Annotated in this window: 8 protein-coding genes; 5 read left to right on the top strand and 3 right to left on the bottom strand. The window is 56.8% G+C overall.

Going from position 1 to position 12336, the window contains the following annotated elements; all coding sequences use genetic code 11:
- Positions 1–81: 81 nt before the first annotated feature.
- The gene (locus HNI00_RS07485) at positions 82–273 is read right to left on the bottom strand and encodes a hypothetical protein (protein WP_316792088.1); all 192 of its coding nucleotides are present in this window, start codon (positions 271–273) and stop codon (positions 82–84) included.
- A gap of 677 nt (positions 274–950) precedes the next feature.
- On the opposite strand from HNI00_RS07485, the gene HNI00_RS07480 reads away from it, so the two are divergent.
- Together HNI00_RS07480 and HNI00_RS07475 are read left to right on the top strand one after the other, a co-directional pair.
- The gene (locus HNI00_RS07480; RefSeq protein ID WP_420156255.1) at positions 951–1865 is read left to right on the top strand and encodes an HD domain-containing phosphohydrolase; all 915 of its coding nucleotides are present in this window, start codon (positions 951–953) and stop codon (positions 1863–1865) included.
- 189 nt (positions 1866–2054) lie between these two features.
- Complete coding sequence (locus HNI00_RS07475) at positions 2055–3068, top strand: lysylphosphatidylglycerol synthase transmembrane domain-containing protein (protein ID WP_316792084.1); 1014 nt, start codon at positions 2055–2057, stop codon at positions 3066–3068.
- Here the strand turns inward: HNI00_RS07475 and HNI00_RS07470 are convergent.
- Entirely contained in the window at positions 3015–4712 is a 1698-nt protein-coding gene (locus HNI00_RS07470) for a glycosyltransferase family 39 protein (protein ID WP_316792081.1), read from the bottom strand. The two genes, HNI00_RS07475 and HNI00_RS07470, sit on opposite strands and share 54 nt — an antisense overlap.
- A 34-nt stretch (positions 4713–4746) precedes the next feature.
- Complete coding sequence (locus HNI00_RS07465; RefSeq protein ID WP_316792079.1) at positions 4747–6582, bottom strand: DUF6798 domain-containing protein; 1836 nt, start codon at positions 6580–6582, stop codon at positions 4747–4749.
- A gap of 75 nt (positions 6583–6657) precedes the next feature.
- On the opposite strand from HNI00_RS07465, the gene HNI00_RS07460 reads away from it, so the two are divergent.
- The 3 genes from HNI00_RS07460 (at position 6658) to HNI00_RS07450 (ending at position 12154) form a co-directional block, all read left to right on the top strand.
- Positions 6658–8547, top strand: a complete 1890-nt coding sequence (locus HNI00_RS07460; RefSeq protein ID WP_316792078.1) for a hypothetical protein — start codon at positions 6658–6660, stop codon at positions 8545–8547.
- Positions 8544–10238 carry a hypothetical protein gene (locus HNI00_RS07455; protein ID WP_316792075.1) on the top strand — a complete coding sequence of 565 codons (1695 nt, stop codon included), beginning with the start codon at positions 8544–8546 and terminating at the stop codon, positions 10236–10238. The genes HNI00_RS07460 and HNI00_RS07455 overlap by 4 nt, the downstream gene beginning before the upstream one ends.
- Before the next feature lie 608 nt (positions 10239–10846).
- On the top strand, positions 10847–12154 hold the full coding sequence (locus tag HNI00_RS07450; RefSeq protein WP_316792073.1) for a hypothetical protein: 1308 nt from the start codon (positions 10847–10849) through the stop codon (positions 12152–12154).
- Positions 12155–12336 lie beyond the last annotated feature (182 nt).

Below are 12336 nucleotides of genomic sequence, written 5' to 3'. Positions count from 1 at the left end.
GAACGGGGTCGGGGGAAATCTCTTGTGAAACCCCGTGTGAAATCCTTCGTGAAATCTCTTCAGCCATTCAAGGTATATTTTCTACTTGATGTAAATTCGGTTGGGCACGGACTGGGCGTGGGTACATTGGGCGGTAGGCAGGGCACAGGTAGCGAAACGGGCGTAGAGCATCGTCCCAATTGCCGATGCCACCAGCATATCCGCCGCAAATCCGCTACCACTGGTCACCGCTACAGATACTTGGAAGAAATCTCTAAAATACAAGTGGTTCATCTCTCGCTAGTCTCTGGTCATCCTGAGGCACTAAAAACGATTCCAGCTAGAAAAGCGAATGAAGATTCGTAGTTTAGAAGTCATTCAAGACTGCGATACATTGATTTGCTATGATTTGCTATTCTTGCTGTTCTCGCCGCTTTCATTTGGGTTTTTAATCAGTTAGGACTTACGCAATTGGACGATTTCTCGCGGGCGCAGCCCGCGAGAAATCGTCCAAAACCCGGAAAACTTGCCACAAGTGCGTAAGTCCTGTCAGTTTTTTAATTAATTCCAGAGAGAGGGAGCGCCTCTCGGCTGTTTCCTAGTGTTGCAGTGTGAACCCCGAAAACCCTTTAATCCTCTGATTTGGGAAAATTCAGCGTTGTATAGACTACATTTAGGCTTGGTCTAACTCTCCAGTCTAAAACTATAAATTCTGTTACCTCCCTGGCAGGCTTGTTAAGCCTTAAATGCAGAAAATCTCCGTAAAAAACCTGATCTCTGGTGTTCAGTCATTCAACATACTGAAGTAATCATGAGCTATTCGAGCGCCCTCCTCAAGATCGACACATAGAAACTCTGCGCTCCAAAGTCTTCCTAGCCCCTCCAGCGAGCGAAAGCGAGATCTTCCTGTGAACTACTCTGATTCTGAAAAGCCTAAAATCCTTGTCGTAGATGACCACCCATCAAGCCGCATGACAGCGGTTGCGCTTTTGTCAGTGGAAGGCTACGACGTGCTAGAGGCAGACAGCGGCACTGCCGCGCTGAACTGCGTGGCGCAGGCTAATCCAGACCTGATTCTGCTGGACGTGATGATGCCAGGCATGGACGGCTACGAGGTTTGCCGCCAGCTCAAGCAGGATGAGCATACACGCCTGATTCCGGTCGTCTTTGTCACCGCGCTGAACGATCGCCGCGCCCGCTTGCGAGGCATTGAGGCCGGCGGCGATGATTTTTTGTCGAAGCCGTTTGATCAGCTAGAACTCTCAGCCCGCGTGAATTCTTTGGTTCGCCAAAAGCGGCTGAACGAGGATCTGGATCATGCGGGGCAGGTGCTATTTTCAATCGCCCGCACGATTGAGAGTCGAGATCCCAACACGGGCGACCACTGCGAGCGGCTAGTGCAACTGGGCAAGGCGTTTGGTGAGTTTCTAGGCCTCTCGCGGACGGAAGTGCGCGACCTGATGTGGGGCGGCTATCTGCACGACATCGGCAAGGTCGGGATTCCGGATGCAGTGCTGCTTAAGGTGGGTCAGCTTTCTCCTGAAGAATGGATTATCATGCGCCAGCATGTGCTGATTGGCGAGCGCATCTGCCAACCGCTGCGAACGATGCAGGGAGTGGTTCCCATTATCCGCCATCATCATGAACGCTGGGACGGGTCGGGATATCCAGACGGGCTGAAGGGCAATGAGATTCCCTACCTGGCTCAGATTTTCCAGATGATCGATATCTACGACGCGCTGACCAGCGAGCGTCCCTATAAATCAGCCTTTTCACCCGAAGAGGCGCTGAAGATCATGATGGAAGAAACGGCGAAAGGGTGGCGCAATCCTGACCTGATGGACAAGTTTGCCAACTTTATTGGCGCAAGGGCGATCGCCGCTTAGCCCAGCATCATAGGATGCTGACGGTTCCCCAGTCGTGGCGGTGCGTGTGCAAAATGCGCGTGCAAAACTTGATAACTGCTCATGTCATAATCAAGCGGGATCAAGCGGGCCTGAGCGCTGCGGTGTGCCTGAACTTCGTCGCATCAGCACTCAAGGCGCTGCCGCTAGACAAGGCATGATAAGGCACGCATGAAAAGACTGGTTTCGATTCTCGTCAGCGGCGTGATTCTGCTGCTGATTTACTGGAAGATTGACTTTTCTGGGCTGCTCCGCGTGTTTCGCGAGTGCGATCGCCCGTGGATGGCCATCAGCCTGGGCATGGTGATTCCGCTGACGATGCTAACGGCGGGACGGCTGCAAATGCTGATGCCTGGAACGGGGGGTAAGGGTTATGAGCCGGAGCCTGAGTTGATCCCCGATCCCTGGGATTTGAACCCTGATCCTGCTCGCCTCAGCTTTTGGGAGGCAAACCAACTGATTCTGGCAGCAAGTTCGCTGAACATGGTGCTGCCGTCGAAGATGGGGGATATTGCCAAGGCCTATTTCATGCGCGATCGCGGGCATTTGACAGGTTCCCTGGCGCTGTCGCTGGTGGTGTTTGAAAAAGCCTGCGATATGCTGTCGCTGCTGTTGTGGTGCGTGTTTGGGCTGCTGCTCTATCCCCAAAAGGACTGGCTGTTTTGGGTGATGACAGTGAGCGTGCTGAGTGGGCTGCTGCTAGGGCTGCTGCTGCTGGGCTGGCCGCGCTTTGCCCAGTTTTTCTTTCGACAGGCAGAGCAGCATTTGCCGAAGAAGCTGGGCAAAAAGCTGGTGACACTGAGCCATTCCTGGCAGGAGATGCACGATTATTTTTGGGGCGATCGCCCCCGGCTTGCAAAAATCTCGGCGATGTCAATTTTCATCTGGTTTTTGCACCTGCTGCAAATCTGGTTTTTCATTCTGGCACTGAGGGCGTGGGTGCCGTTTGTCACGAACTTGGCGCTGTCGCCGCTGGCGATTTTGGCGGGGCTGCTGCCGCTGACGTTTGCAGGCGTGGGCACGCGGGATGCAGCGCTCATTTTGTTCTATGCACCCTATTTCAACGCGGCAACGGCGGCGGCGCTGGGGGTGCTGTGTACATCGCGCTACTTCATTCCGGCGATCGCCGGCCTACCCTTCCTCGGACAATACCTCAGCGTTGCGCGGGAGATCCGTCGGGGCTGATGTGGGCTTTTGCTGGAGGGACTGCGCCTTGGCGGGTCGCTGAATGCGCCAGAGCCGATCGGCCTCGGCATCGGGAGCATGGGGATCGCGGTAGACCACCTTGAGGCGATAGCCCTGGCGTTCCAGAACGGTTCGCAATTTTTCGGAGGGATTGAGCAAAAAGACGGGTTTATAGCCCCGTGCCACCTGAAAGCGATCGCGATCGCCCACCAGTTGCAGCCGCACATGGGAATCGAGCCGACGGTTAAAGGCCAGGATGGCGCTGGGATGACGATCTGCAATCACCAGCGGCTTAGCCTCGCGGTTAATCATTTCTGCCACGGGCAGATAGTAGGCGCTGCGGGAAATGCTCTTGTTCCACCACAGATCGGAGTTGGCGCTGTCGAGGGTGTTGCTGAGGGCGATCGCCACCATTGCGCCTAGCACGCCGCGCCAGAGCCAGGGTTGCCAGCGATTTGACGGCGCGATCGCCCGGGTAACAAGCGCCCTAGTAAAGAGATACACCAGCGCCAGTTGCAGCCCAACGTAAGACGGGATCAGATAGCGAATGCGAATCGTGCGCCCGCCGCCCAGCAACACATCCGGCAGCGCCAATCCCAAAAACGGCACCGCCACCAGCAGCAGCACCAGCAGCCAACAGCGCGGCACCGTCTGGCGACACAGCACCACCAGCGCCCACCCCACCAGCAGCACCAACAGCAGGTTTGCAGCGGCTAGGTCGATGCCGACCAAGAAGCGGCTGAGGCCCAAAAACCAGCGGTTAATCAAATGGTCGAGGGACGTAACTTCCTTAAGAGAAGCCGTCGTGTCGCGAATGCGGTCAGATCGCACCACCAGCAGCACCATCCACGGCAATAGCGACAGCAGCGCCCCGCCTGCCGATAGCGCATAGGCACGAGCAGTGTCCGTCAGCCGCCGCTTTTGCAGAATCTGCTCAACACCAAGGATGTAGAGCGTATGGGCGATCGCCACCAGGGCAAACAAAAGCTGTGTATACAACCCCAGCGCCACGCTCAGACCGTAAATCGACCAGCTTTGCCAGCTTCGCACCCGCATCGCCCGCAGCAGCGCCGCACTCGACAGCACAATGCACAGCGTCCACAGGCTATAGGGCCGCGCCTCCTGAGCATACAAAATATGCAGCGGCGTGATGGCAAATAGCCCCAAGCTAACCCACGCCGCCGCCCGCGACTGAAACAACTCCAGCGCCAGCCAGAACACACACGGAAAGGCCAGCACGCCAAACACCGCCGACAACCCCCGCACCGCCCCCGCACCGCTGCCGAATAGCTCCATCCAGCCGCGCACGCCCAAAAAGTACAGCGGCGTGTGTTCTGCATTGCCCATCAGCGCCGCCAGCGTATGCCCCCAGCCGTTTTCTGGCTCTAGGCTTTGATAGCGCATCACCGTTTCGGGCGAAATTACTGCACCCGTAAACTGCTCCTCCACAAACTCCACTTTGGTATGCCCCGACGACCGCAACGAGGTCAGCGCTTCGTCTGTCCAATACACCTTTTGGCTGAGGTTGATGAAGCGGAAGAAAATGCCCGCGATGAGTAGCGCAATGACGGCATAGCGGAGCCAGGTCGGAACCTTTGGAAATAGAAGTTGACTGACGGAACCCGGCGTTTCGGTAGTGTGCATAGAGACCCTGATGGAGTAGCGATCAGCCGAAGACCTACGGCGGCGGAACCTGAGCGCCTTGTTGGGCGGCCGCATTGGGCGCGGCATAGAGCGTATAGTCTTCGTTTTGGTACAGGACGGGGAGGTCGAGTTTGGGTGACCCCTTGGATAGAAAATAGGCGGCGCGGTAGGTCTGCATCAGAGCGATCGCCTGCTCGGTGGTCAGGTTGCGATAGCCTTGCGTCATCCGCCGCTGAATGTCCAGACTGTTGTTGCGATCGCGCTGAATCCCCACCCACGGATCGACACTGCCGCTCAAGCGAGTTAGACGGTCAATCCATTCGGGAATTCCGACTGAAGCGGGCGGCACGAGCTTAAATTTAGCAATCGTTGCCCGCTCTGCCAGCCAGTGAAAGTTGTCCAACTCCACGGGCGGTGTCACGAAAATGGCATCGCGGGGCGTGTTTTGCTGAATCCATTCACACAATTCCTTGCCGTCCCGGTCAATACGCTGGGCCCGGCTGGGGAAGTCTTGCAGGGCGATCGCCTGCTGCACAAACACAACCGCCTGCGCGGCGCAGACTGCCGCCACAATCCACAAACTCACGCGCCGCAGTCGTTTCGCTGCTTGCCCGGTTGCACTGCTATTGGGCAATTCTCTGGGCAATTTTCTGGACGATCCAACGGGCGATCCATTAGGCAATTCACTGGGCGATCCAACGGGCGATCCAACGGGCGATCCAACGGGCGATCGCCCGCTCATTGCCTGCTCCAGCGCACAGCACCCCAGCAGGCAGGCATTCAGCGGCAGCATAATATCGCCAAACCGAAACGGGTAGTATTGCAAGAACTTGCCTTCGGTGTCGAAGGGCGCGGCCAGCAGTCCAGCCGCAAAGGGAATCAGGCTGCACAGCAGGAACGCAGTGAGGCCCATCCGCGCCTGGTGATGGGGGGTGTGCAACTGTCGCCGCTGTTTGGCGATGCGGTGCAGCAAAATGGCGCTTCCGAGGGCGATCGCCAACAGCGTTACTGGCTTCAGCCACCAGCCCCCGTCCCAGGACAGCGGGTTCAGGTGATGCGGCGTGCGGATAAACACGTAAACGAAGGATTCTGAAAAGCGGCCCTCCGGCGTTTGCGTGGTCAACTGTTGCAGCACGGGGCGAATCGAAAACACCGCGCCCACCGCGTACAGGGCCAGCATTTTGAGGACATTGCCCAGATTGCGGAGCAGATCACGCCGCCACAGCCCTAACCAGGCGATCGCCACCAGGAAGGCCCAGCCGCCCACCAGCGTATGAAACGAAGTCGCCACGCCCAGCAGCAGCCCCGCCAGCACGACGCGCCCCTCCAGCAGCAGCCCAAGGGCAAACAAAATGCAGGTGTAGGCTGGAATTTTCGGCTCGATGCCGCCAAATAGCCACTCGCGGGAAACCGTGCCCTGCGCCCCCGACGCACCGCTCAGGCCCGTATTGACATAGAGGAACAGAATCATCGACAGCAGCAGCAGCGGCAGGCTCAGCCCAATGCGACGGCTGAGGAAGACCAGCCCTGCCGATAACCCTGTGTAGCCCAGCAGTCTGCCAATGATCGAGGTGGGCAGGAACCCCCACGCATCCGCCATGCGTCCAAAGATCGCAATAAACGGAACGCGATAGCCCGGGGGCTGATTCAGATACCAGTCCTGGGGAAGCCAGTTTGGATTAGCCTGCTGGCGGGCAAAGGGGAGGATGTTCGTTTCATTCACCTGGCCCATGTTGCCAGCCAGCAGACACCTCAGGCTGACCAGCCCCACCAGCAGCAGCACAGGCAGCCAGAGCGATGCAACTGCTGCGAGGGTGGCTCGAATCTGCTTCCCAAACTTTCTCTGAAAATCCTTGCCGAGGGTACTCATGGCGACCGTCAAAACCTAAGGTACTATTACACTACTCTGGGTCGCGTCCGCAAAGTTTTGTAACCTTGCTCTGCCATGTCACGTTCCCGCTCCTGGTTTTACCCATCTGCTCTAACGACGGCAATTGACAAAATGCCGCGATTCGCGAAGCAATCCCTGCGGGAACCACACGTTTGGTTTTGGCTGGGGCTAAGTCTGCTGGTGTCGCTGCTCTACTATCTGCCTGCGCTGATTCAGGTGTTGAGTCATGCCTACGTGGTGCAGGACGATGCGCGGCAGCACGTCACCTGGATGCTGCGCTTTGTCGATCCGGATCTATTCCCCAACGATATTCACGCCGACTATTTTCAGGCGGTTGCGCCCAAGGGTTACACCACGCTCTACTGGGTCTTTGCCCAGCTTGGTATTGATCCGCTGCTGCTGCACAAGCTGCTGCCGCCCGTGCTGGCCCTGGCGACAACGGCGCTGTGTTTCATCACCGTGCTGAAAATTTTGCCCGTGCCCTTTGCCGGATTCCTGTCGGCGCTGCTGCTCAACCAGGGCTTTTGGATGCGGGATGATATTGTGTCGGCGACTCCTGTCGCCTTCGTCTACCCGTTTTTCTTTGCGTTCCTCTATTTCTTATTGCGGCAAAAATTGCTGCCCCTGCTGGGAATCATTGCGCTACAGGGATTGTTTTACCCACAGGTCTTGTTTGTCTATTGCGGCATTTTGCTGGTGCGGCTGCTGCGGTTTGACGGCTGGCGACCAGGGCTGACCTATGATCGTCAGCACTATCGCAGGGCGATCGCCGGACTGATCGTTGCCTTCTTTGTCCTATTGCCCTACGTGCTGCGAAACCACGGCTTTGGCCCAACCGTTTCCGCCGCCGAGTCGCTGCAAATGCCCACCTTCTGGGAGCCGAACTGGTCAGAGTTTTATATCTCTGACCCGTTTGAGTACTACCTGCGCTACTGGCTTTGCGGCAAACGGGCGGGAATGCTCCCCGGCGACTGGTGTTCGGTCGATTATGGCCCGCTGAACTGGCTCTATCCCGACAACGGCGACCCCACCCAGCCGCCTATTCACCTCAGCCGGGTGCGGTTTGGGCTACCCCAGGTGATTTTTGCGCTGCTGCTGCCCCTGCTGCTGCGGCTGCCCCGACGGTTTCCGCTGGCCCGTTGGGTGAATGGCAATGCCCATGTGTTTGGACAGGCGATCGCCGCTTCAGTAGCGCTCTACGTCCTGGCCTACCTGGTTCGCTTCAAGCTGCACCTGCCCAACCGCTATACCGAGCATACCTTTCGCGTGGTGGCGATTCTGGCAGCGGGAATCGGGCTGGCGCTAATTTTCGACGCGCTGCTGCGGTGGATGCAGTCGGCGCGGGTGCGGCTGGCTCCGCTGGGGCTGGCGGGTCTGCTGACGGCGCTGCTGCTGGGCTATCCGCTGTTTTTGCGAATCAACGAAAATGCTTACCCCATCACGGATTACGTAATTGGCACAGCGCAACCGGAACTGTATGAATTTTTGGCGGCGCAGCCCAAGGACACGCGCATTGCCTCGATTGCGCCAGAGATGAACAATTTGCCCAGCTTCACGCGGCGATCGCTCGTCGTGGGCGGCAAGGGCTACGCCATTCCTTACCACCTGGGCTACTACAACGAAGTCGTGGGGCGATCGCTCGCTCTGATCCAGGCGCAATACACCCCCAGCTTGGACACACTCCAGCAGTTCATCCAGCAGCAACAGGTGGATTTCTGGCTACTCCAGCGCAACGCCTTTCGTCCAGGATATTTCCGGATCAATCCGTCGCTGGTGGAATATGCCGACCGTATTGGCGACTTGCCCGCTCAGATTGAAAGCGGCCTAGTTCCGGCGCTCTCGCGCATTCCCCAGCGCTGCATTGGCTACGAAGATCAGACCTATCGAGTCATCGACGCTAACTGTGTGCTGACGCTGAACCGCCTGCGGAGGAACCCGGCGTGACGCACCAACCCAATGCTCACCTGCTTCTGGCAAACACGCGCCGCAGTCGATGGTTTTGGCTGGGCGCAAGCTTGCTGGTGGCGATCGCCTACAGCAGCCTAGTGCTGCAACGGGCCTTTCGCGCCGAATACGTGGTGCAGGATGATGCGCGGCAGCACTTGTTTTGGATGCAGCGGTTTTTAGACCCCGACTTGTTTGCCAATGACCTGATTGCCGACTATTTTCAGTCCGTTGCGCCCTGGGGGTTTACCATTTTCTATCGGCTATTTGCCGCCGTGGGCATTGACCCGCTGCTGCTCAGCAAACTACTGCCGCCCGTGCTGGCGCTGGTGGCGACGGGTTTTGGCTTTGGCGTGGCAATGCAATTCCTCCCGGCACCCATCGGCGGCTTCTTTGCGGCGGTGCTGCTAAACCTGGTGTTTTGGTCCCACGATGATCTGGCTTCGGCCACGCCCCGCGCCTTTATGATTCCGCTGTTTCTGGCGTTTCTGTACACGCTGCTGCGGCGACACTGGGGCTGCTGGCTGGCGATCGCCCTCATGGGCCTGTTCTACCCGCAATACGCGCTGGTGTGCGGCGGCGTGCTGGCGTTCTCGCTGGTGCAGTGGCAAAAGGGACGGCTGGATCTGACGCACCGCCGCGCCGATTGGGTGTTTTTGGGCATCGGCCTGGGGATCACAGTGGCGACACTGCTGCCCTACCTGCTGGCGGCCAATCCCTACGGCCCGGCGCTGACCGCAGCCGACGTGCTGGACGACCCAGAATTTCTGGGCGACGGGCGCGGTCGCTTCTTTCTAGACGATGCCACTATGTTCTGGCTGTCGGGACATCGCAGCGGTCTGTTTCCCACCTTCAAGCCGCCGCTGATGGGGCTGGGCGTGTTTTTGCCGCTGCTGCTGTGGAAGCTGCCTACGCCCTTGGTGCGCCAGGTCAAGCATCTGGGGCTGCTGCTGCGGATTGTGGCGGCCGCGCTGGTGCTGTTTGTTGCAGCCCATGCGCTGCTGTTTCGGCTGCACCTGCCCAGTCGCTATACAGGCTACACGCTGCGGTTTGTGCTGTGCTTTGCGGCGGCGATCGCCCTGACGTTGTTCCTAGATGCGGGGCTACGCTGGTTGCATGGGGCACAAGTTCGGTGGCTGCCTGCGGTAGTGCTGCTTGGGGGAATCGGGGCGATCGCCGCCAGCGTTTGGTTCTATCCGCGCTACATTACGCCCTTTCCCGCCGACGAGTTTCGGGTGGGTCGTGCCCCCGCCCTGTATAAGTTCTTTGCCCAGCAGCCCAAAGATATTGTGATTGCGTCCCTAGAAGACGAAGCCGACTTTATTCCCGTCTTTTCCGGTCGCTCGATCCTGTTTGGACGGGAATACGCCATTCCCTACCACAAAGCCTACGGACAGCAGATGCGCCAGCGGGCGATCGACCTGATTCGCGCCCAATACACCCTCGATCCGACGCTGCTGCGAGCCACGATCGACCGCTACAGCATCGACTTCTGGCTGATTTCTCGCGCTACGTTTCGTCCCGGCACGCTGCAAGCGCTCAAGTTTCGCCAATATCCAGAGGCACTGACCGAAGCCCAGGCTAATCTGCAAACCGCAAAACCCATCCTGGCGAGACGCATCAACCGCTGCCAAGTTTTGCAAGCCGAGGAATGGACAGTGTTAGATGCCGCTTGTCTGCGCGGCAGATGAATCCATCGGGATGAGCGAAGAGGCAGGTTTAAGTGGAATCTATTCTGCTAAAGCATTCGTCCCCTCTATACAGAACTTGCCGACTTGGGTTACAGTTCAACTTGAAAACTTGACGAAAGATTTAAAAAATACAAATTATTACGGAATCTCGCTCTAAAACTTGATACACAGACATCGACAGGAGAATTCAGTATTCGAGGGCTGGTGTTTTTGCATAACCTCCTCGCAAAGCGCAGATATAAGACGCATGGAGTTCCCTGACAGATGTCAGGACTTCGCTATTGAAAGTTCATCAAAGCTTTAAGCTTGGCGTGACTTCAGTCACACCGAAGGCGTAAAAGCCTCTGATAGCATTTAGTGCAATCGGGTAAATACATGCAAAGGCTAAGCAGCAAGTTACGCAAGGATCGACGGCAAGGCTCAACGCTAGGAACGCATTGCCTTCGGTATTGCTCTCAGCGCAGCTCTCAATTGCACTTCGGGTTTCACATTTGAGTTCTAGCCGCTGAATCGCTGCTTGGTCGCTGGGGTTTGTCTACTATCACAGTTCGCTTTAGCGGGTTCGGAAGCTGAGTTTGAGGCTGGGTTTGACAAGGGAGCATTAGGTTGTGGTAACCACGCAAGTTGATCACTATTATCGGCAGATTAGCCAAGAAGAACAGACGATCTACGACCATCTCCTGCACTGGATTGAGCATGAAACACCAGAGCAGATGGTTGATCGCTTTCATGCGCTGTTTATTGATGGCTCTCGCTATAGTGATCCCGATATCGTGGCGGCGCTTGATAAGGTCACAGCCTCTCGTCTTGCGTCCGAAGAATTTCGCTATGTCTTAAACCGCTGTTGCCACATCTTGATTAACCGCTGGCAGGCGCGATCGCAGTCTCAGTTGGCCATCCCCAAGCTGATTGAACTGTTTGAAAACAATGCTGCCCAAGCCCAGAGCCAGATCAGCATCCACCGCTCGCGATCGCTCCGCCGCCTCCGGGAGTTGACTCGCCAATTCACCGAGACTGAGCAGTATTTGACACTACGTCGCCTGGCCCAAGTGTTGAGCGAGGCCGCCGAGGCGCAGCAGGGCAACGGACAACGGCCCCTAGGCACTTTAATTCCGCGCTATCCCTACCTGTACGAGCATTGCCTGATCAGCGAAGACTGCACCCGTGAGCAGCAGAACACGGTTCGCCAAGTGCGGGCATTGCGGCAGCACAAGTTTGAGGTTGACCTGTCGCAGTACCTGACCTATCAGGTGCGTCAAAGTCGGGCGGCTGAAAATGCCTTTGTGGGGGCGATCGCCACGCCTTCGACTCCTCGACTGATTCACCCAGTCTCTAACCCTACCCTCTTAGAAGATCAAGACTTGAATCGCGTGGTGCGCCACTACACCGGCAAGGTCGAAGGAAGCCGCAGCTACAAAGATCTGGCTCAAAATTTTCTGACCCAGAGCAACTACACACATTGCTTTGCCGATTTTAAGAACGACCTATACGAATACATCACGTCATCCGTCGATCCGGAGTATGGGCGCAGACAGTTCAACAACCAGCTCTACGGCTATCTAAAGGACATCATGCCCGACAGCGACGACCAGCGCCTTAACGACTTCTTGCTCGTTCGCACCTGTAGTCATCTGCTGAATTTCCTAGTCGTAGACAATGCCCAGCACCCGAAGCATTTTGTCTTTGTAGATCTGCTGACGAATCTTGGCCCAATGCTGACGACGGGGCTACTACTCAAGATTGTGCTGCTGTGTCGCAAAGTCAAGCCCGCCCTGGAACGGCGCTTCTCAATTTTATTCAGCCATTACGAATCTTGCTCTCGTGATGCGGTGAGCTGGCTCATTGAGGCACTGGAAAATCTAAACGTAGCGCTCAGCGTTAATTTTGGCTCCGTCGATTTGTCCTTCTTAACTTAATTTCTAGACCTCAACCCACTTAACTTCAAATCACCAGCCCTTAAATCACAACGCTGCCGGGTTTCCGGCTTTGTTCAGTGCTTCATTAAGCGCCTTCCCATGCTGACCTTTCAAACTGCGCGGTAAGGGTAGCACAGGATGGATAAAACGCGGTATTCTTAGAAAAGTGACTAAACCATTTT

Origin of the sequence: Thermoleptolyngbya oregonensis NK1-22 (genome assembly GCF_032705245.1) — a bacterium.
Lineage (GTDB): Bacteria > Cyanobacteriota > Cyanobacteriia > Elainellales > Elainellaceae > Thermoleptolyngbya > Thermoleptolyngbya sichuanensis.
This window is presented reverse-complemented; position numbering and strand designations above follow the sequence as displayed.

Bases quoted from the DNA above. Each gene is read 5' to 3' on its own strand.
- HNI00_RS07485 (WP_316792088.1), bottom strand. From the start codon at position 273: ATGAACCACTTGTATTTTAGAGATTTCTTCCAAGTATCTGTAGCGGTG.
- HNI00_RS07480 (WP_420156255.1), top strand. From the start codon at position 951: ATGACAGCGGTTGCGCTTTTGTCAGTGGAAGGCTACGACGTGCTAGAG.
- HNI00_RS07475 (WP_316792084.1), top strand. From the start codon at position 2,055: ATGAAAAGACTGGTTTCGATTCTCGTCAGCGGCGTGATTCTGCTGCTG.
- HNI00_RS07470 (WP_316792081.1), bottom strand. From the start codon at position 4,712: ATGCACACTACCGAAACGCCGGGTTCCGTCAGTCAACTTCTATTTCCA.
- HNI00_RS07465 (WP_316792079.1), bottom strand. From the start codon at position 6,582: ATGAGTACCCTCGGCAAGGATTTTCAGAGAAAGTTTGGGAAGCAGATT.
- HNI00_RS07460 (WP_316792078.1), top strand. From the start codon at position 6,658: ATGTCACGTTCCCGCTCCTGGTTTTACCCATCTGCTCTAACGACGGCA.